Source organism: Desulfobacula sp., from assembly GCF_030611305.1.
Lineage (GTDB): Bacteria > Desulfobacterota > Desulfobacteria > Desulfobacterales > Desulfobacteraceae > Desulfobacula.
Map to the genome: position 1 here is coordinate 20,602 of NZ_JAUWQB010000011.1, position 20,207 is coordinate 40,808.

The window sequence follows — 20,207 nt, forward strand, 5'->3', positions numbered from 1 at the left end:
CTTGAATTTTTTGTGAGTAAGTGTTACCTACCGTTTTGATATTGGGGGCCATTGAGAATGCCTGCCTCGGGGAAATTATTTTTGGTAAAGAACTTGATATTGATGAGGTGTCAACCGGTATTGCAAACATTGTATTCAACGGAGCAAAATCATAAATGAAACTGACAGATCTTCAAGAACTGATCGATGCAAGATTATTATCACCTTCAAAATCCATAGTTGAAGATGAGGCAAAAAAAATATTTAAATTGTTCCATATCCCGGTTGTGGAAGAAAAGCGGGAGACAGATGTTGCCCAAGTCCTGGATGCCTGCCAAAAAACAGGTTTTCCTGTGGTGATAAAAGGCATTGGTGCAAATATTTTACATAAAACAGAATCAGGCCTTGTTCGTGTTGGATTAAACACTGAGGATCAGGTATGTGATGCTGTTAAGGAAATGAAGAACTCTGCGAAAGATGATATTGAGGCCTTTCTCATACAACCTGTGGTATCAGGGAGAAGAGAGTTTGTTGCCGGCATGTTTAAAGATCCCCAGTTTGGCCCGGTCATTGTGTTTGGCCTGGGTGGGGTATTGACCGAGGCATTAAAAGATATTGTCTTTAAAATCGCCCCGTTAAATGACGCGGATATGGATGATATGTTTGAACAATTATCTTCAAAAAAACTTTTAGCCGAGTTCAGGGGTGAAAAAGCAGTCAAAAAGCAGGCAGTCAAAAAAATTCTCAAAGGACTGTCAGATATTGCTTTAACATATCCGAATATCAGGGAGATCGATATCAATCCTCTGATTATACAGCCTGACGGTTTTCCTGTTGCCGTGGACGGCCTGATTGTCCTGGAAGAGATGAGGCAAGAAAAACATAAGACCTACGATATTGATTTAAATGTATTGGGTTCCTGTTATTATCCAAAGTCCATCGTCTTTATCGGGGCGTCCGCCACTCCCGGAAAATGGGGGCATATGCTTTTAACCAATACCTTATCCCGGGATTATAAGGGCAAGGTTTTTCTGGTAAATCCCAAGGGCGGAAAAATAACCGGGCGAAAGGTGTATAAATCCGTCACTGAAATTGAAGAGGATGTTGAGCTGGCAGTGGTGACCATTCCAGCAAACAAAGTGATTGATCTGATACCGGGTTTGAAAAAGAAACATGTCAAAGGGATTTTGTTAATCACTTCCGGGTTCAGGGAAGTGGGTGTTGAAGGGGCAAAATTAGAGGAAAGACTTGTCCAGGAGGCGTATGATGCAGGGATATTGATCCTTGGGCCTAACACCATGGGAGTATGCAATCCTCATATTGATTTTTATTGTTGCGCTGCCCATGCTTACCCGCTACCGGGTTCTACCGCCCTTGTCTGCCAGTCAGGAAATATGGGGACCCAGCTTCTGGCTTTTGCCGAGCAGCAGGATATTGGTATCCGGGCTTTTTCAGGGTCGGGAAATGAAGCAATGGTCACCATTGAAGATTATATGGAGGCATTTGAAATTGATGACCTGACAAGAACGGTGGTTCTTTATATTGAGAGTGTAAAAGACGGCTCAAGATTTTTTAAAAGTGCAGCAAGAGTATCCCGGAAAAAACCTGTGGTTGTCTTAAAGGGCGGCAGGACCAGAATGGGTGAAAGGGCAGCGTCAAGCCATACCGGGGCCATGGCTTCAGACACAAAAGTCTTTGATGCCGCCTGCAGGCAGGCCGGTATTATTCAAGCGGATCAACCCATGGAACTTCTGGATCTGTCTGCCGTATTTTCATCCCTGCCCCTGCCAAAGGGAAACCGGGTGGCCATCATGACCCTTGGGGGCGGATGGGGCGTGATCACAACAGATCTTTGTGTGGAACACGGACTTGAGGTTCCAGAGCTTTCCAAGAATATTATTGAACGGCTCAACAGGATTCTGCCATCATTCTGGAGTCATGGAAATCCTGTAGATATTGTGGGAGAAGGTGATCCTAATATTCCCAAGATCTGTTTGGAAGAGCTGCTAAAATGGGACGGATGCGATGCGGTCATTCATCTTGGTATTCATGGGAAAAGGGTGCTGGTCAATAATATGATTGAATCGGTGCTCAGAACAGATCATGATATTGACAGGGAAGCGGCACAAAGTTTTAAGGATGCAATACTGCAATTTGAAGAGGACTATACCCGGTATGTGGTCAAATTAACCCAGAAGTATGAAAAACCGGTTCTGGGTGTAAGCCTTTTGACCGATGAAATCAGCAGAACCCTTTACAGGGTTGAAGGATATGAACATAAGAGTGTGTTCTTCCCATCCCCTGAAAGAGCGGTTAAAGCGCTTTGGGGAATGTACCAGTATAATGATTGGCGTAAAAGCCACTCAAATCAGTGATCAAGCCCAGCAAAAGCCGGGCCGGGGCAGGGTCAGACCTGCCCCGGCCCGTTTAAATTTTAAACAGGGTTAAGGGTTTTTTCGATAGTTGTTTGTTGGCTTTTTCAAGGTTTGTCCTGCTTGATATGATGGCTGTCCCTTTTTGAGTTTCATCAATGGTGAAATACTTTTTGGCAATGTCCTGGATTCTTTTTTTATCAAGTCGCAATAATGAATTCTTGAACTGCCGGCGAATGTCATCATCAAGTTTTGTGATATCCCTGTAAAAGGCTTTCATTGCTGACGGCCCAGGAGTTTCAGGCTTGTCGATTTCTGAACAGACCTGTAATATGGCTTCTTTGACATCGGTCTGGGTATAGTCTCCATTTATAATGAAGTCGCAGGCCTTTTTATAGACATCCAGAGTTCTTGCAATGTGGGGATCCCTGTATGATCCGAATGAAAAGATCCCTTCTTCAGTGTTATAGATGGCAAACCCACCGTATGCCCCACCCTTCTCCCTGATTTCACGGTGAAGATACAACGATCTGAGTATTTTGCTGATCACTGCCAGTCCCGAGGAGTCCTCATGGGTGATTCGAACGGTTTTAAATGACTGCCCCACGAAAGAGACCGATGTATTGGTATACCAGCCGTCATAGGGAAGGTCTTGTTCAAAGGATATATCCGGTGTAAAAAAAGATTGCTGAGAATCATTCAAAAGATTCTCATGGATGGACCTAAACTGTTTGTCCGCGCGTATGATGGAACCTGAATCACCAATTACAGCAGGTTTAAAATTTCCCCTTTTTAAAACAGATTGAGCAATTTTGATCAAGTTTTCCGAAAGGATTTCAAGAACTTTATTTTTATTTCCGGTTGTGTTGAATTGCTCGGTAATCTCTTTGATGAGCTGATACTGGGCAATGCCATGCCAGAGCTCATTGATATACGAGGCTTTTGAAAGATGCCTGGAGGCAAGGGAGATGGCATACCTGTGGCCGGTTGAAACAATGGAGGCTTCCATTCCAGCCTGGTATTGCAACAAAAGGCTTTTCAGCCTTTCAAAATCCTGGAAATCGTATTCTTCAATAAACTCTTTTATCAAATCAAATAGTTTTTCAACATTCCGGTCCAGGGCCTTTCCCTGAATGGCAAGAAATGAATGGGGTTCGGCTTTTTTTGAAAAGTAAGATCCTGAGAACGGGGAGACAGATACCCCTCCAGTATAAAGATCCATAATTTCTGCTATTTTGTCATAGGAATTTTTCTTTGTCCCACTGTTTGTAAACGATTGGCAGAAAAACGGTATCAGGGCAAAAAGATCCGGCGGGATGTTGCCGGCACCCATAGGGCAGGTAAAATAGAGGATACCCGAAGTAGCCTTGTCATAACAGGTGGAAAGATTAACATTTTTGATAGTGTCAGGTTTTATGATTTCTATTTCAGGAGGAACATCAACAAGATCCAGAGTCGGCAGAATTGAAACATCTTCTTCTTTTTCCTGAAGTGCTTCAAGGGTTTTGGCATCTTTTCGGATCTGTTCAAGGTCCTGTTTGGTCATCTGCTTTAAAAGATTTTTGAGTTCTTTTTTTGTCTCTTCAATTTCTTTTTGCTCAAGACCCGTATCCGGTTCAAGGGTAAAAAGGACCCTGTGAGGATTTTCAAGGAAATATTGTTTTAATTTATTTTCAAGAAAATCTCCTTTTTTTATATTTTCTTTTAGTTTGTCCAAGTCCGCATCAATATTAATGCAGGATATAGGATCTCCATCATGGATAACCGTACTGGCAAATGAAAGCAGTAATTTTATGCCGAACGGGTAAGGGGTATTGGTGATTTCTTTTCTGTGAAATTCAATCTGGTGGATGGCCGAGTCAATCAGGTTCTGATCAATCCCTTTGTCTGCGATTTCTTGAATGGTTGAAAAAATAATATCTTCAATTTTTTTAACAGAATCTTTGGAGATATCCTTTAAACCGCAGGCAAACATGGTGTCCCGATTATCTGAGTCAAATCCGGTTGAATCTGATAAGGTCGATCCTAAAGTTGAGTCAATCAGGGCTTTTCTTAAGGGAGAAGCAGAGTTTCCCAGAAGAATCTGTTCCAAAACGGTGAGGACAAGGATTTCAAAAGAATCTTTGACATCACAGGTCAGCCAGGCCACACAGGCTTGGTATTTCTTTGAGACGTCTTCCGGGTCGGAGTAAGCATAGACTTGTGTCGCTTTTTGGGGGGTGTCCCATCTGGGTTGAGAGGGGACTTTTGAATCTGTCTCAATTTTTTCAAATTGATTGAGTGCTTTCTCACAGATGAATGAAAGGGTTTCTTCCAAAGGCAAATTGCCGTAGGTGTAAAAATACGCATTAGACGGGTGGTAATATCTGGCATGGAAATCTTTAAGGTTTTCCCAGGTGAGTGTCGGGATGTCAGATGGTTCGCCGCCTGAATTATTCCGATAGGTTGTGTCAGGGTACAGGGCTGTGAGCAGGGATCTTCCCAAAACCTGACCGGGAGAGGACATGGCACCTTTCATTTCGTTGTAGACAACGCCTTTGTATTCAAGTTCAATATCCTTGTCATCCGCTTCAAGGATTTCCAGGCGATGCCCTTCCTGTTTAAAACTTAATTCATCAATCTTTGGAAAAAAGGCAGCATCAAGATAAACGTTCATCAGGTTATAATAATCTTTTTGATTTTGGGTGGAAAAAGGATACATGGTCCAGTCAGACGCGGTAAAGGCATTCATAAATGTAGACAGACTTCTTTTGATCATGGAAAAAAACGGATCACGAACATTGAATTTTTTTGACCCGCATAACACGGTATGCTCAAGGATATGGGCCACACCGGAAGAATCCGTGGGAACCGTTCTGAAAAACACGCCAAAGGTATTTTCCTTGTCCTTATTTAAGATATGGATGTGTTTTGCCTTTGTCTTTATGTGTTCAAGCTGAACCATCACGGAATCTATGGTTTCAAGCGGAGTAATTTTTTTTATGGTATATCCGCAAAGTTCCTGCCCCGGTTTAAATGCAATAATTTCCATCTGTTTGTTTTTCCCATTAAGCTTTTTTGTAAACACCACGTTTTACCCGTTTAATCCTTTTTATTTTATCCAGCCTGAATATGATATTTCTCAGTTTTTTGTCATCAAATCCGGTGGCAGCCTTAATCGTTTTAAAATTTGTACCTTTCGGGTGATTTGCAATCACATCGAGAACAATGGAAGAAGCACTTTCGCGTCTGCCTGCCGGTCTTATTCTCCCGCTTTTAGCCGCCGGTTGCTTCTGATAAAGTAATTGCTCCAGCTTGTCAAGCCTGTCATGTAAAAAGATAATATCTTCTTTTTTCGGAATATCAAGCCTGTCCAATAACATTTTTATGAAACTTTCCCAATTGGTTCCATGTTCTGGTTTTTCTACCATGATAAGCCCCCCTCCCCAAAAAAGGTTTGTTGTGACATAATAAAGATATTAAAAATATCAACGCCAGACGCAACTGATATGAAAACAAAGAAAAATAAAGCTTGAAACGCTGGTAAAACAGCTTAGTTTGTATTGGTTGTTGAATCTTATTTTTTGTTGAAGTATATATATAATAACTACTTGCAAGGGTAAAGAAAGTCAAGTAGTGATTTTTTGTGAGGTATGTTTAAGTAAACTTTATTACTAAGCTGCGTAGAAAAAAATTAGTAAGAAACTAAAGGGTTATAACATGACACATCCCGGGCAGTTGTTAAAACAAAGAGAGTTGTATGCAGGCAAGGAACTGGGGCAAAACTTTCTCTCAAATCCCGGTACGGCAAGACTGATTGTTGAAAAAATCGAGCTATCAAAAGACACTCGGGTGTTGGAAATTGGGTCCGGTCTGGGCGCTCTTACCATCCCTGTCGCGCAGACAGCATCCCATGTGACGACTGTTGAAAAGGATTCCCGCCTGATACCCCTTTTACAGCAAGAGCTTGATAATGAAAACTTAAAAAATGTAGAGATCATCAATAAGGATATTTTCAAAGTTGATATAAAAAAAATAGCCAAAGACAAAAAACTTGTAGTCATAGGAAATCTTCCTTATAATATTTCATCACAAATCCTGATTAGACTGATTGAAGAAAGAAGCTGTATTGAGAAGGCATTTTTGATGTTTCAAAAAGAACTGGCAAAAAGGATTATTGCACCTCCTGGCGGAAGGGATTATTCAAGACTGTCCGCAGTGGTTCAATATGCAGCTGATATCAGTTTTGTTGCCCAAATCGGGCCGTCATCTTTTTTTCCAAGACCCGATGTAGACTCTACTATTTTAAAATTCAATTTTTTTGAAACTAAAGAGTTTAATAAAGAACAGGAAAAGGTGTTGTTTAATGTAATTAAAGCGGCTTTTTCAAAGCGAAGAAAAACATTAAAGAATTCAATGACAGGCGGCGGCGAGCTTGAGTTTAAAAAAGAGTTTGTTGTTCATGCATTGGAATTAGCCGGGATAGATGCTCATAGACGGGCGGAAACATTGACTGTGGAGGAATTTAAATCTCTTGCCCGGGCAGTATTGGAAACAAGCTGAAGGAAGGCGAATACAAGAACTTCTATATATATGAATTGAAAGGACGTTTTATGATCAGGGCAAATGATAATTACAGCAAATTAAAAGCATCCTATCTCTTTTCAGACATTGCAAAGAGAGTGGGTGAATACCAACTTAAAAATCCAGGGGCACAAATCATCCGTTTAGGGATCGGGGATGTCACAAGGGCCTTGGTTCCTGCGGTTATTAAAGGATTCCATGAAGGTGTGGATGAAATGGCCAATGATGCTACATTCAGGGGGTATGGACCGGAACAGGGATATGGTTTTTTAAGAGAGAAGATTGCAAAAAATGATTTTCAGGACAGGGGGGCAGATATCTCAGCGGATGAAATATTTGTCAGTGACGGGGCAAAATGTGATACCGGCAATTTTCAGGAACTGTTTGCGACCGATATCAAGGTGGCTATTCCTGATCCGGTATATCCGGCATATCTGGATACAAATGTCATGGCCGGTCGAACCGGTGAGTATGAAAATGGCAGATATGAGGGGATTGTTTACATGGATTGTCTAAAAGAAAATAATTTTCTCCCGAAGCTTCCTGATGAAAAAGTGGATCTGATCTATCTTTGTTTCCCAAACAATCCTACAGGTTCCACTGCTACAAAAGAAGAACTCAAGGTGTGGGTGGAGTATGCAAAGGAAAACAAGGCGTTGATTCTATTTGATGCAGCCTATGAATCCTTTATCCGGGATGAAGAGCTTCCCAGAACAATCTATGAAATTGAGGGAGCAAAAGAAGTAGCGGTTGAATTCAGAAGTTTTTCAAAGACAGCAGGATTTACAGGAACTCGATGCGCGTTTACTATAGTGCCCAAAAACTGCATGGTTTTTAATTCAAAGGGGGAAAAAACATCCCTCCATGCCATGTGGAACAGGCGGCACAGCACAAAATTCAACGGAGTATCCTATCCGGTTCAAAAAGCGGTAGAAGCAGTCTATTCTGAAGAAGGCAAAGTCCAGATCAGAGACCAGATTGCCTATTACCTGAACAATGCCGATATCATAAGAAAAACTGTTGAATCCCTTGGGTTTGATTATGTTGGCGGAAAAAACTCCCCCTATATCTGGATAGATGGAAAAGACAGGGAATCCTGGGATTTTTTTGATTTGCTTTTAACCAAAGCTTCTGTGGTGTGTACACCGGGTGCAGGGTTCGGCAGGTGCGGTAAACAATATATTAGAATCAGCGCATTTAACAGTTTTGAAAATGTAACAACGGCTATGGATAGAATTAAAGAGGCATTACGATGAATCATTTCTTCAAGGTAAAAAGTCTTGAAGAGGTGATGGCATTGATAGGAGAATTTTCTCCTGTTGGGTCTGAAAAAATACCGATATCCAAAGCTTTTTCAAGAGTCCTTGCCCGGGATCTGGTTGCAAAACAAGATATGCCGGGGTTCAGACGGGCTACCATGGACGGGTATGCAGTCGTGGCACAGTCCACATTCGGTGCATCGGAATCAGGCCCTGCCTGGCTTGATATAGCCGGAACCATTCTTATGGGGGATATTCCGGATTTTACTCTTAAGTTGGGCCAGGCGGTCAAAATTTCAACAGGTGGAATGCTTCCTGAAGGGGCGGACAGTGTGGTCATGGTGGAACATACGGAGCAGATTGATGAACTTTCCGTTGAAATTTATAAAAGTGTAGCTCCGTTACAGCATGTGATTGATGCATCCGAAGATTTTGCAAAAGAAGAGATCGTTTTATCCAAAGGGATATTTATCCGGCCTCAGGAAGAAGGCCTTGCAGCAGGACTCGGGTTTGCACAAATTGAAACCTATAAAACACCAAAGGTTGGCATCATTTCAACCGGGGATGAGATAATTCCCATAGAAGAAGAACCCCTGCCCGGTAAAATTCGGGATATCAACTCTTATACCCTGTCAGGTTTTATCAGGGAAGCCCATGCCATACCGGTTCGTTACGGTATTATCAAAGATGATCTTGCGGCCTTGAAAAAAGCTGTTGCAAAAGCCCTCGAAGAAACGGACATGGTACTTATTTCCGGGGGAAGCTCTGTGGGAACAAGAGATTTTACAGTTGATGTCTTATCGGCTTTACCGGATACGGATATTTTAGTCCACGGCATGTCCGTGAGTCCAGGGAAGCCGACAATTCTTGCTAAGTCCGGGGGAAAACCTGTATGGGGACTACCCGGCCAGGTGGTGTCTGCCATGGTGGTCCTCAAAATTGTGATTATACCATTTTTAAACAAGCTCAAGGGGCTTAAGGCTAAGGACCGGCTGATCAGGATTCCTGCGAAACTGACACGGAATGTATCCTCCACACAGGGCAGAAGAGATTTTATCAGGGTCGAGCTTGCAAAAAAGAACAGCCAACTGCTGGTAAAACCGGTTTTGGGCAAATCCGGACTGATCAGAACCATGATTCATGCAGACGGACTCCTTGAAATCGGCGATCATGTTGAAGGCCTGGAAAAAGATACCATGGTGGATATTATCCTTTTATAACGCATGGGGTCAGGCTTTCCTTATTGTCGTTTTGGAAATAAAAACGACAATAAGGAAAGCCTGACCCCGCCCACAAAAGAGAGATCAAATTAATGAATTCAAAAAGAAATGTATATCTTGATATGAAAAGTATTGAAGAGGCAAAAAAGCTCCTCTTTGATCATTTTGAACATATAGTGACAAAAATCGAAACTCTTGATGTGGTGAATACTAAAAGCAGGGTTTTAGCAAAACCAGCTATCGCAGCCGTATCTTCTCCTAATTTTCATGCAGCCGCCATGGATGGCATTGCTGTGGCTGCAAAAGTCACGTTTGGGGCCAGTGAAGAAGTTCCGATAACCCTTTCCCCTGGTAAAAATGCCTTCTGGGTCAATACCGGTCATGTCATGCCGGAAGGCACCAACGCCGTCATTATGATCGAGCATCTCAATATTATTGATGAAAAGAGTGTTGAGATTGAGGCACCGGTGTTTCCCTGGCAGCATGTCAGGAAAATGGGAGAAGATATTGTGGCCACCCAATTGCTGTTTCCAAGAGGGCACCAGATTAATTCCTATTCCCTTGGTGCATTATTGTCAGGTGGAATATTTACAGTGGATGTTTACAAACAGCCTAAAGTCCTGATGATTCCGACCGGATCGGAACTCAAACAATGGCATGAGATCAGGATCGATCAGCTTAAACCCGGGGATGTGGTGGAATCCAATTCTTCTGTACTGGGCGGGCTTTGTGAAGATTATGGGGCCCGATTTGATCGTCACTCCATGCTCAAGGACAATCTTGAAAGTATTAAAAGGGCTGTGGAAACAGCGGCAAAACAAGATTATGATTTGATTTGTATCATTGGCGGGTCTTCGGCCGGGTCAGAGGATTTCGCAAAACCTGTGATTTCCTCTCTGGGTGAAGTCTATGTTCACGGGATTACCATGATGCCCGGAAAACCCATGATGTTTGGAAAAGTGTTTGATACCCCGATATTTGGCATACCGGGATATCCTGTGTCGGCCATTGTTGCCTTTGAACAATTTGCAGGTCCTTTGCTGTTAAAAATGCAAAAACTTCCTGAAAGAGAAATGACAAAGGTATCTGTTTTTCCGGCAAGAAAAATTGCTTCAAAACTTGGCCAGGAAGAATTTCTAAGGGTGAAAATCGGTTCGGTGGACGGACAACTTATGTCTTCCCAATTGCCCAGGGGGTCAGGAAGTATCACCACCCTGACTGAAGCGGACGGCATTATCAGGATCCCTCGAAATATTGAGGGAATATCAGAAAATGAGAAAGTCCAGGCCCAGTTGTTACGACCATTATCTTCCATTGAAAACACCATCGTGATTACCGGTTCACATGATAACACCCTGGATTTGCTTACCGATCAGATAAAATCAGTAAGCGGCGATATCAGTATTTCATCAAGCCATGTGGGCAGCATGGGCGGTTTGATGGCCATTAAAAAAAGGGCCTGCCATATGGCCGGTGCCCATCTTTTGGATCCTGAGGACGGCAGCTATAATATTTCATATATTAAAAAATATCTGTCGGATCAAAAGGTTTGGCTGATCAATCTTGTTATGAGGGATCAGGGACTTATTGTGTCAAAGGGAAATCCTAAAAATATCCAATCCATTGAAGATTTAAAAGACAAAAACCTGCAGTTTATCAACCGCCAGCCGGGATCAGGCACAAGAATTTTGTTTGATTATAAGCTGAAGATACTTGGTTTATCGCCTGATGATATTCAAGGCTATGAAAATGATGAATACACCCATATGTCTGTGGCTGTTTCCGTTCTTTCAGGAAGGGTGGACGCAGGGCTTGGTATCCAGGCGGCAGCCCGGGCACTTGATCTTGATTTCATCCCGGTTGTGACAGAAGAGTATGATCTGGTCATTCCGGACAGGTTTTATAAGACCCGGAAAATTCAGGTTTTACTTGAAACCATTCAGACCAGGGAGTTTCAGGACCGAGTCATGTCTCTCGGTGGATACAGCACTAAGAATACCGGCAAGATTATTTACGCGTGACCTTTAGGTTATAGATCTGACGAATCAGATACGCTTTAAAGAACGTATTTAAAGCACGTCAAAATAAAAAAGGCCACAAAGAAAGTAACATTTCTTTGAAGAAAGCAACATTTCTTTGTGGCCGAAAATAAATTGAATGGGAAAAAACAGTTCATTAAGAAAACAGTTCTTTCCCAGGCTTGTCTTTTAAATTAATAAGGATGAAGTTCAACCCTTCTGTTTAATGTACGGCCCGTATCAGTACCGTTCAGCGCAATAGGTTTAGTAAATCCGAATCCTTCCGTTCCCATTCTATTTTTTAAGATACCCTTTCCAATCAAATAGTTTTTAACGGCATGGGCACGTCTCATGGAAAGGTCCTTGTTATACGCGGCAGTACCGACATTGTCACAGTGACCTTGAAGCTCAACACTCATGACAGGATTTTTTTCAAGGATCTTGGCAACATTATCCAATAAAGGATAGGCTCCGGTCTTGATCACGTCTTTATCAAAGTCAAAAAGAACATTGTCAAGCACCCAGCATCCAACCGGATTGACTGTCGCACCAAGTGGAGTTCCGGGACATTGATCTTCATCATCATAAACTCCGTCTTTGTCACTGTCTTTTTTTATTGTCACAACCGGGGCGGCAGGAGCAGGAGCAGGAGCAGCCGGAGCGACCTTTTTTTCCAGGAATACCTTTTCAACAAAATCGGCCAGGCCTGCGCTGGTTGACAATTGGTCTGCTGTTGAGTAAAATCCGCAGCCTCCGGTGGTTGCGATCTGTTTTAAAATGGTTTCACCTTCCTTTGCGTCACCGACAAGGATCGGGTAAAAACAAATGGAGGAACCATAAAGATCTTTTAATTCTTGTGCAGATGCCACTACATCGCCAGGCAGATCAAGTCCGTCAGTGATGATAATAACGGCATTCATAGCACCTGAAAGTCCTTTAAAGTCAGTTTCTGCTGCATTAATTGCTCTATACAGCGGGCTGGTTCCACCCGGTTCAGTAATTTTTTCAAAATTAGTCTCTAAATTGTGAGAAGAATATTTTTCCATCCCGTAAAAGAGCTCAGTTGAATTTTTTGATACTTTGGGAGAGTGGCCAAAGGATCTTAAACCGGCTGTCTGACCCATTTCGGGAATCATATCGTTCATCCTGTATACAAGGGCCTGCGCAATATCAAATTTTGTTTCTTGATTATATCTGTCATTCATGGAGCTTGATGCATCAAACAGTATCATGAAATTGTCTACTTTTGATGCGTACATACTTTTATCAAATTGTGCTGCTTCAAATGACGGTAGTGTACTCATTTGTTTTGCTGCGCATCCAAATAAAAAAAGGAAGGCAAAAAATGTTAATAAACCTCTAATTAAAAGTTTCATGTTTCTTTTTCTCCTTTTGTTGTTGGTATTTATGTGGTGTTTCCCTAAAAAAACATCCGAAGTGAAATATACTAACTTAATCCTTTACAGGAAAATGGATATGAAATCAACTTTTCTTTATTATCTTGCAATTAAGGCTTAAGAATTATATACGAGTGCTGTTTATGGAAACTGAATGAACAATAAGAAAATTGATAAAATATGGAATTACATCAGGGGATTATTCTTGGTATTTTACAGGGGCTTACGGAATTTTTACCGGTAAGTAGTTCCGGGCATCTTGTATTGGGACAGATTTTTTTCGGAATTACCCAATCACAACTGACATTTGATATCAGTGTTCATATGGGAACACTTCTGGCAGTTCTGGTAGTCTATTCTTCTGATATTTCGGCCATGCTTTCGTCTCTGTTCGGGTTTTTTTCAAAGGCAATTTCATTTAAACCGGTTTCGCATCTGATAAATGAAGATAAAAATCTTCAACTGGCAGGTTTAATTGTAATCGGTTCTATTCCAACAGCATTCATAGGGCTTGTCTTAAAACAATTTGAGCATGTTTTGTTTACCTCAGAGGTTCTGGTAGGGGCGATGTTGATTTTGACAGGAACAATCCTGTGGGTTTCCAGAAATTATTATTTCAGTGGAAATAAAAATACTGAATTTGGTATAAAAAAGGCAACTTTTATCGGAATAAGTCAGGGGGTTGCTGTCATCCCCGGTATTTCGCGATCAGGAACCACCATTGCTGTGGGGATGTTCTTGGGGCTTGACAGGCATATGGCTGCTAAATTTTCTTTCCTCTTATCAATCCCTGCAATAGTTGGTGCTCAGATACTAAGCATAAAAGATACCATGGAAGGCGGTATAGCAATTGATCCTGTGACCATATATGCTACAATTGCTTCATTTATAACCGGATTGATTGCTTTAAAATTATTGCTAAAATTGGTTCACTCGGGCAGGTTCCATCTGTTTGCCCCTTATTGCTGGCTTGTAGGCTCACTGGTCCTTTTATCAAAAATTTTCTAAAGGAGACATCATGAATCCCAGAATTTTCAGAGAATATGACATAAGAGGTGTTGCAGGCAAGGATATTGAGGAAGAGGATGTGGTAAGTATTGGCAGAGCTTATGGCAGTCTTTTAAACCAACAGAATAAAAAAATCGTATCTATTGGAAGGGATTGCAGGCAGACCTCTGATAAATTTTCTCAATTGTTTATCCGGGGAATCATCTCCACGGGTTGTGATGTCATTGATATTGGAACCTGCCCGACACCAGTACTCTATTTTTCCATACATCATCTGAACCTTGACGGCGGTGTCATGGTAACCGCAAGCCATAACCCCCCGGAATATAACGGGTTTAAACTGATGAAAGGCACAGATTCCATTCACGGCCAGGGATTACAGGATATTCGCATTATAATTGAAAATAAAGAGTTTGTTCAAGGCAATGGCATGGTGTCCCGGAAAGATGTCATCACTCCTTATAAAGATTATATTTTAAATAATATCAATATCAAAAAACCCATTAGGATAGGAATTGATGCAGGGAATGGGACGGGTGGGATTACAGCTCTCCCCGTATTAAAAAATTTGGGGTGCGAGGTTTACGATATATATTGCGATATGGATGGGACCTTTCCCAACCATGAAGCTGATCCCACCCAGAAAAAGAACCAGCTTGACCTGATAAAACTGGTGAAAGAAAAAAACCTTGATCTGGGGGTGGGATACGATGGAGATGCTGACAGGATTGGTGTTGTGGACAAAAACGGTGAGGTGATCTATGGGGACCAGCTCATGGTGATCTATGCCAGGGAAATCCTTGGACGGAAACCCGGGGCAACGTTTATCTCGGAAGTCAAATGCTCCATGGTCATGTATGATGATATTAGAAACCATGGTGGCAATGCCATCATGTGGAAAACAGGCCATTCGTTGATCAAACAAAAGATGAAGGAAGAAAATGCAGTTCTGGCCGGTGAAATGAGCGGTCATATGTTCTTTAAGGACAGGTATCTGGGATTTGACGATGCCCTTTATGCCACCTGCCGCCTGCTTGAAATTATGGCAGATACAGGCCTTGGAGTTGACGAACTCATCCAGGATCTTCCCAAAACCTTTACAACACCCGAGATCCGTGTGGATTGCCCGGATGAGATCAAATTTAATGCAGTGGATAAAATCGTTGCCCATTTTAAGGCTAAACAACAGGATCTGATTGACATTGACGGGTTAAGAGCAGTGTATGATGATGGATGGGGACTTGTCAGGGCATCCAATACCCAGCCGGCCCTGGTCCTTCGATTTGAAGCGTTGACCGAAAAAAGACTGGATGAAATAAGAGAAGAGATAGAATCCGTATTAAAAACTATTATAGAGGAGATAAAATAAGATTTTAGATATGATGTATTAAAATTTTATTGTTTAAATTTTATGGAGTTGTCGGTACAGCAGCAGAATGCAGTAAATCATACCGGCTCCCCGGCACTTGTTGTTGCGGGAGCCGGTTCAGGTAAGACCAGAACCCTGACAGCCAAGTTTTCACACCTTGTGAATTTGGGCCATGATCCCAAAAGGATCCTTGCCATCACATTTACAAACAAAGCCGCCGGCGAGATGAAGTCCCGACTCATTGAGATGACCAGTCTTCCTTATCAAAGTTTTCAATGGGTGAGAACATATCATTCAGCCTGTCTGATGATTTTAAAACGCCATTGTGGAAAATTAGGGTACGCATCACCCATACTGGTATTTTCAGTCTATCAACAGCAAAAACTGGTCAAAGAACTCTGTGTAAAAAATAATATCGAAAAAAAGCAAGCCAATAAAATTTCATCCACTATTTCCCGGGCTAAAAATTTTGGTAATCCGGGAAAATATTTTGATTTAAAACCGGCCTTTTTCAATATCAAAATTGAAGATCTATTTGCTCAATATGAAGAACGGCTAAAAGAGATGAACAGTGTGGATTTTGATAATATTCTTTTGAAAACAAGAGATCTTTTAAGAGATTACCCTGAGATCCGGGACTATTATCAAAAATATTTTTCCTATATTCTTGTGGATGAATATCAGGATACCAACAACCTTCAGGAGGATTTAACCAACCTGCTTTTAGGTGCGCATCAAAATCTTTTCTGTGTGGGAGATGACTGGCAGGCCGTTTATGGATTCAGGGGTTCCAATGTGAATCATTTCTTAAGGTTTCCTGAAAAATACAAGAATTCAAAAATTTTCCGGCTTGAGGAAAATTACCGGTCTGCGGATGAAATTGTCCAAGTGGCAAATGATTTAATTGATTATAACCCGGATAAGATGGATAAAAAATGTTTTTCCAAGAAAAAAGGCGGTGTGATTGAAGTTTATGACTTTATGTCGGATTCCCATGAAGCTGAATGGGTTGCCAAAAGGATTAAGGGATTAAACCGCCAGGGCCGGGGCATCGACTTTGATAAAATGGCCGTGGTCTACAGGACAAAGTTTTGTTCCCTTCCTTTTGAAAAAATTTTCAGATCATACCGGATACCCTATAGTTTGAAGGGATCACAGGGGTTTTTTGAAAGAATGGAAATCCTGGATATTAATTCCTATCTGAGTGCTGCCTTTTTTTCCAATGATGATGTCTCGTTTGAACGGATTGTCAATACACCCAAAAGGGGCATCGGGCCGGCAATGATTAAAAAAATAGCAGATATCAGAACCCAGGGGACAAGTCTTCAGGATGCCGCAAGAATTATGGTCAAAGATAGGGTCTTAACCAAAAAAATTCATGAGAATCTTTCGCAGGTTCTTGAGATTCTGGATGAAATAACGGATATGCCTCCTGCCCGGGCCATGGAAGTTGTCATAGAAAGAACCGGCTATTTTGAATACCTGGAGAAAAAAACAAAAACAAAAGCAGAGTTTATTTCAAAAAAAGAAAACATTGAACAATTGATTTATACGGCAAGAACTAAAGATGATCTTTTGAAATATCTTGAAGAGGCAGCCTTGATCAGGGAAGATAAGGAAGATGAGGATCAAGCCGATTCATCAGGCGTATCCCTTCTCACCATTCATTCGGCCAAAGGACTGGAATATGATACCGTATTTATCGTGGGGTGCGAAGAGGGGCTGTTTCCCCATTGGCGGTCTCTTGAAGCGGGCGATAATGCGCTTTTCGAGGAAAGACGTCTGATGTATGTAGCAATGACAAGGGCAGAAAGGTTTTTATATCTGACACATGCCAATTATCGGAAAGGTGAATTTGCAATACCAAGCCGGTTTATCGATCAAATTCAGGAGTGTTTATCCTAATTCCCACGAATCATAAAGGTGTTTTTTTAACCCTGTTTTTTGCAATTTTTACGACGGTTACAGGGGTTGGAATAGTGGTGCCGCTTCTTCCTGTATATGCAAACGACCTGGGAGCCACAGGGATATATGTGGGAATGATATTTGGTTCATTTTCCATATCCAGGATCTTTCTTTTACCTGTTTTCGGGCGACTGTCCGATCAAAAGGGACGAAAGCCTTTTATTGTGGCAGGCTTATTTGCCTATACAGTGATTTCTATTGCATTTGTATTTTCTGAAACAGTAGAAACATTGATCCTGTTAAGATTTTTTCAGGGCGCAGGATCTGCCATGATTATGCCCGTGGTTCAGGCGTATATAGGAGAAATAACGCCTGAAGGGTCGGAAGGATATTCCATGGGACTTTTTAACCTGTCCATGTTTTTGAGCTTGAGCCTGGGGCCCTTGATGGGTGGCGGAATAAAAGATATATGGTCCCTTGATGCTGCATTTATCTGCATGGGCGTGTTGTCAGGCATAGGCCTCTTATTATGCATCTTTTTTCTACCTGCTACATCAGAAGAAAAAGTTAAAACCACAGGAAATGAAATAATTCCATGGTCCAATCTTATAAAAGACAGAGGGCTTATTTCCATTTTTATTTTCAGGTATGCCTATACAGCATGTATCGGAGTGATATGGTGTTTTCTCCCATTGTTTGCAGACATTGAATTTGGTCTTTCCAGCTCATTAATTGGTGTGCTTGTGATGCTGGGTGTATTTATATCAGGACTCCTTGGTTTACCCATGGGATATGCTGCAGACAGGGTAAATAAAAATTTGATGATTATTTTTGGTGGAACACTATCAACAATTGGAATGTTACTGCCGTTCTGGGCATCGTCTTTTCAAGATCTGGTGATTGCCGTTTCAATATTTGGAATCGGTGGTGGTATTTCCTCGCCGGCAATCATGGCCTATTCCGTCATTAAAGGGGATACAAAAAAGGCCATGGGATCTGTCATATCAATCATGACTGTTGCCCACAGCCTGGGGATGCTGACAGGTTCAATGGCTGCAGGGCTCGCCATGGATTTTTTAAGCTTGCGGCTGTCTTTCCCATGCGGAACCCTTATCATGGCCTTTGGAACCCTTGTTTTCTGGATGCTATCGGATAAAAAATCTTTTATAAAAAAGTAAGGGTCAAGTTTATTTCAGCGAAATTTTTCAATGGTTTTGCATAATTTATAACGGCCATGTAATACTGACCGGTCGTTTCCGGGCCATGAGCCAGATTCCGTATCCCTTTGAAACGATCTCTTTTTTTGATGGATTGACCATCACCTTTTTGTCAGTGGTTTGTATGGCAAAGGTCAGGTAATTGTATTTTTCCTTGAAATAATCATGCAGAGGCCACCAGGTAAAATCCTGGACAGCTTCAGGCACAACCACGTAATATATTTCTTCATCAGCATCGTTTCGCAACAGAATCTGCAGCGGTAGATGCACTTTGTCCTGCATGGCCTGTACCATCATTTCAGCCGTCATCTGCATGATGATTTGAAAATCGCCTTGAATACTTGAAAATGTATCGAGAGACTGGGCTGATATGCAGCGGACCGTAATTTCGCAGGCCGTGCTTTTCAGCTTCAGAGCATTGATCAAGGCAAACAGGCTTTTCTCATCCTTTCCCGTGTGGATAACGATTTGTGCTGCTTTTTTTATATTGGCTTTGTTCAGGGCGTGAAGGGTATCGGGTCTGCCTTTGACAAAAAAAACATCATCCATATCAGGCAAGGGGTGTCTTGATATGTCAGCCACAATGACAACATCCCGACTGGTATATGCCTCATCTTTTTGAATCTGCTCAATCAGCTGTTCTGTTTCATCGGTTGAACCCACGAGAAGGATATGATCCATTCCTTTATATTCTTTTTCTCCGTGCATTTTTTTATCTCTCCTTTCAATCAACGATGAAGCAATATGGGTAATGAATGCAGCACCCAGGCCGATGCCCATGAATATGGGCAAAATAACCGCCACGATCTTCCCGGGGTTGGAGACAGGGAACAGGTCTCCATAGCCAACAGTTGTGCTGGTCACAATACTCCACCAGAGCGCCTGGTCAAAATGGGTTAAGGCGGAATCAGACGGTTCGACAAGTTTAATCAGTAAGCTTGATATCATTAAAAGAGCCAGGTAGGCAAAAACAAGGGAGACCCCTTTGCGCCTTAACCCCATCCGTATTAAATCTTTTAAAAAATAAAGCAAAATAGATATTCCAATTTATGCAAAAGTGTTTTCCATAGTTTGCTGTGCCGTGTTTTTAGTAAATTATATCATTTAATATTTATTTGCAATATCCAGTGTTCACTCAAGCAGCCAGGACTCGTGGTTGTAAATGCTTAACAGGGCCGGGTAGAGAATGGTGTTAATCTGGCGGTTCTTAGTTGTCAGATCATCTTTGCCAAAGACAAGTTCGCTTTTAAATACCTCGGGTGTGATAAATCTTGTCGGCACGTCAATGTTGAGATGCTTGATTTTCTCCATAATTATAATGGGTAAACCCTCGGCTCTGCCGGGGGACTCCCAAAGTTTGACTTTTACGGGAATATATTAAAATCTCATATTCAGTGAACCGTTCAATGTTCAGTAGAAAGTGAGATTTTAATGAAAATAATAAACAGTTTAAGCCACTCTAAGTGGGAGTGTATGTTCCATGTAACATGGATACCGAAATATCGAAAGAAGAAAACATATGGCAAACTTCGAAAATATCTTGGTAAAACATTGAGAGAACTGGCAAAGCAAAAAGAATGTGAAGTGTTGGAAGGGCATCTGATGTCGGATCATGTTCATATGTTGATTTCGATTCCACCGAAATATGCTGTTGCTCAGGTTGTTGGTTTTATAAAAGGGAAAAGTGCAATTGCTGTTGCCAGGAATTTTGGAGGACGTACCAAGAACTTTACAGGGCAGCATTTTTGGGCAAGAGGCTATCATGTTTCCACAGTAGGAAGAGATGAAGAGGCAATCCGCCGATATATCAAGAAGCACGAGGAAGTTGATAAGAGGCATGATCAGCAAATGAATTTGTTTGATTAGGAGAGAATAATAACCGCTTTGAGCGGTTCACATT

General features: G+C 41.7%; 16 protein-coding genes. 11 read left to right on the forward strand and 5 right to left on the reverse strand.

Going from position 1 to position 20,207, the window contains the following annotated elements:
* The first annotated feature begins 20 nt into the window (after positions 1–20).
* Positions 21–155 carry a hypothetical protein gene (locus QAI40_RS03495; protein ID WP_299981033.1) on the forward strand — a complete coding sequence of 45 codons (135 nt, stop codon included), beginning with the start codon at positions 21–23 and terminating at the stop codon, positions 153–155.
* The gene (locus tag QAI40_RS03500) at positions 156–2,354 is read left to right on the forward strand and encodes an acetate--CoA ligase family protein (RefSeq protein WP_299981035.1); all 2,199 of its coding nucleotides are present in this window, start codon (positions 156–158) and stop codon (positions 2,352–2,354) included.
* A 52-nt stretch (positions 2,355–2,406) separates the two neighbouring features.
* On the opposite strand, the gene QAI40_RS03505 is transcribed toward QAI40_RS03500, so the two are convergent.
* Positions 2,407–5,418, reverse strand: a complete 3,012-nt coding sequence (locus QAI40_RS03505) for an insulinase family protein (protein ID WP_331520617.1) — start codon at positions 5,416–5,418, stop codon at positions 2,407–2,409.
* Positions 5,399–5,761, reverse strand: coding sequence for a hypothetical protein (locus tag QAI40_RS03510; RefSeq protein WP_299981037.1), 363 nt, complete (start codon positions 5,759–5,761; stop codon positions 5,399–5,401). The genes QAI40_RS03505 and QAI40_RS03510 overlap by 20 nt, the downstream gene beginning before the upstream one ends.
* A gap of 289 nt (positions 5,762–6,050) precedes the next feature.
* On the opposite strand from QAI40_RS03510, the gene rsmA reads away from it, so the two are divergent.
* From rsmA to QAI40_RS03530, 4 genes are all read left to right on the forward strand, one after another.
* Positions 6,051–6,893 (forward strand): 16S rRNA (adenine(1518)-N(6)/adenine(1519)-N(6))-dimethyltransferase RsmA, encoded by an 843-nt coding sequence (gene rsmA / locus QAI40_RS03515; RefSeq protein ID WP_299981039.1) that lies wholly within the window; start codon positions 6,051–6,053, stop codon positions 6,891–6,893.
* A 50-nt stretch (positions 6,894–6,943) separates the two neighbouring features.
* A complete protein-coding gene (locus tag QAI40_RS03520; RefSeq protein WP_299981041.1) occupies positions 6,944–8,170 on the forward strand; it encodes an LL-diaminopimelate aminotransferase in 1,227 nt (408 codons plus the stop codon).
* Positions 8,167–9,393 (forward strand): molybdopterin molybdotransferase MoeA, encoded by a 1,227-nt coding sequence (locus QAI40_RS03525; RefSeq protein WP_299981044.1) that lies wholly within the window; start codon positions 8,167–8,169, stop codon positions 9,391–9,393. Before QAI40_RS03520 ends, QAI40_RS03525 begins: the two co-directional genes overlap by 4 nt.
* A gap of 92 nt (positions 9,394–9,485) precedes the next feature.
* Entirely contained in the window at positions 9,486–11,414 is a 1,929-nt protein-coding gene (locus QAI40_RS03530; RefSeq protein ID WP_299983514.1) for a molybdopterin biosynthesis protein, read from the forward strand.
* A 191-nt stretch (positions 11,415–11,605) separates the two neighbouring features.
* Here the strand turns inward: QAI40_RS03530 and QAI40_RS03535 are convergent, their stop codons facing one another.
* Positions 11,606–12,787, reverse strand: coding sequence for an OmpA family protein (locus tag QAI40_RS03535; RefSeq protein WP_299983516.1), 1,182 nt, complete (start codon positions 12,785–12,787; stop codon positions 11,606–11,608).
* Positions 12,788–12,988: 201 nt separating this feature from the next.
* Here QAI40_RS03535 and QAI40_RS03540 point away from each other — a divergent pair, with 201 nt between their 5' ends.
* The 4 genes from QAI40_RS03540 to QAI40_RS03555 are packed head-to-tail and all read left to right on the forward strand — an operon-like array spanning position 12,989 to position 18,268.
* Positions 12,989–13,816, forward strand: a complete 828-nt coding sequence (locus tag QAI40_RS03540) for an undecaprenyl-diphosphate phosphatase (protein WP_299983518.1) — start codon at positions 12,989–12,991, stop codon at positions 13,814–13,816.
* Positions 13,817–13,826: 10 nt separating this feature from the next.
* The gene (locus QAI40_RS03545) at positions 13,827–15,185 is read left to right on the forward strand and encodes a phosphomannomutase/phosphoglucomutase (RefSeq protein WP_299983519.1); all 1,359 of its coding nucleotides are present in this window, start codon (positions 13,827–13,829) and stop codon (positions 15,183–15,185) included.
* A gap of 42 nt (positions 15,186–15,227) precedes the next feature.
* On the forward strand, positions 15,228–17,090 hold the full coding sequence (locus QAI40_RS03550; protein ID WP_299983521.1) for an ATP-dependent helicase: 1,863 nt from the start codon (positions 15,228–15,230) through the stop codon (positions 17,088–17,090).
* Positions 17,078–18,268: an MFS transporter gene (locus tag QAI40_RS03555; RefSeq protein ID WP_299983523.1), complete on the forward strand. Its 1,191-nt coding sequence runs from the start codon at positions 17,078–17,080 to the stop codon at positions 18,266–18,268. The genes QAI40_RS03550 and QAI40_RS03555 overlap by 13 nt, the downstream gene beginning before the upstream one ends.
* A gap of 45 nt (positions 18,269–18,313) precedes the next feature.
* On the opposite strand, the gene QAI40_RS03560 is transcribed toward QAI40_RS03555, so the two are convergent.
* The gene (locus QAI40_RS03560) at positions 18,314–19,339 is read right to left on the reverse strand and encodes a potassium channel family protein (protein ID WP_299983525.1); all 1,026 of its coding nucleotides are present in this window, start codon (positions 19,337–19,339) and stop codon (positions 18,314–18,316) included.
* Between the two features lie 99 nt (positions 19,340–19,438).
* Positions 19,439–19,618: a hypothetical protein gene (locus QAI40_RS03565; RefSeq protein ID WP_304511454.1), complete on the reverse strand. Its 180-nt coding sequence runs from the start codon at positions 19,616–19,618 to the stop codon at positions 19,439–19,441.
* A 120-nt stretch (positions 19,619–19,738) separates the two neighbouring features.
* Here QAI40_RS03565 and tnpA point away from each other — a divergent pair, with 120 nt between their 5' ends.
* Positions 19,739–20,173: an IS200/IS605 family transposase gene (tnpA, locus tag QAI40_RS03570; RefSeq protein WP_299982783.1), complete on the forward strand. Its 435-nt coding sequence runs from the start codon at positions 19,739–19,741 to the stop codon at positions 20,171–20,173.
* Positions 20,174–20,207: the final 34 nt, after the last annotated feature.

Excerpts from the sequence above, each read along its gene's own strand:
- QAI40_RS03500 (WP_299981035.1), top strand. The coding sequence starts at position 156 with ATGAAACTGACAGATCTTCAAGAACTGATCGATGCAAGATTATTATCA.
- QAI40_RS03510 (WP_299981037.1), bottom strand. The coding sequence starts at position 5,761 with ATGGTAGAAAAACCAGAACATGGAACCAATTGGGAAAGTTTCATAAAA.
- rsmA (WP_299981039.1), top strand. The coding sequence starts at position 6,051 with ATGACACATCCCGGGCAGTTGTTAAAACAAAGAGAGTTGTATGCAGGC.
- QAI40_RS03520 (WP_299981041.1), top strand. The coding sequence starts at position 6,944 with ATGATCAGGGCAAATGATAATTACAGCAAATTAAAAGCATCCTATCTC.
- QAI40_RS03525 (WP_299981044.1), top strand. The coding sequence starts at position 8,167 with ATGAATCATTTCTTCAAGGTAAAAAGTCTTGAAGAGGTGATGGCATTG.
- QAI40_RS03530 (WP_299983514.1), top strand. The coding sequence starts at position 9,486 with ATGAATTCAAAAAGAAATGTATATCTTGATATGAAAAGTATTGAAGAG.
- QAI40_RS03535 (WP_299983516.1), bottom strand. The coding sequence starts at position 12,787 with ATGAAACTTTTAATTAGAGGTTTATTAACATTTTTTGCCTTCCTTTTT.
- QAI40_RS03540 (WP_299983518.1), top strand. The coding sequence starts at position 12,989 with ATGGAATTACATCAGGGGATTATTCTTGGTATTTTACAGGGGCTTACG.
- QAI40_RS03545 (WP_299983519.1), top strand. The coding sequence starts at position 13,827 with ATGAATCCCAGAATTTTCAGAGAATATGACATAAGAGGTGTTGCAGGC.
- QAI40_RS03550 (WP_299983521.1), top strand. The coding sequence starts at position 15,228 with ATGGAGTTGTCGGTACAGCAGCAGAATGCAGTAAATCATACCGGCTCC.
- QAI40_RS03565 (WP_304511454.1), bottom strand. The coding sequence starts at position 19,618 with ATGGAGAAAATCAAGCATCTCAACATTGACGTGCCGACAAGATTTATC.
- tnpA (WP_299982783.1), top strand. The coding sequence starts at position 19,739 with ATGAAAATAATAAACAGTTTAAGCCACTCTAAGTGGGAGTGTATGTTC.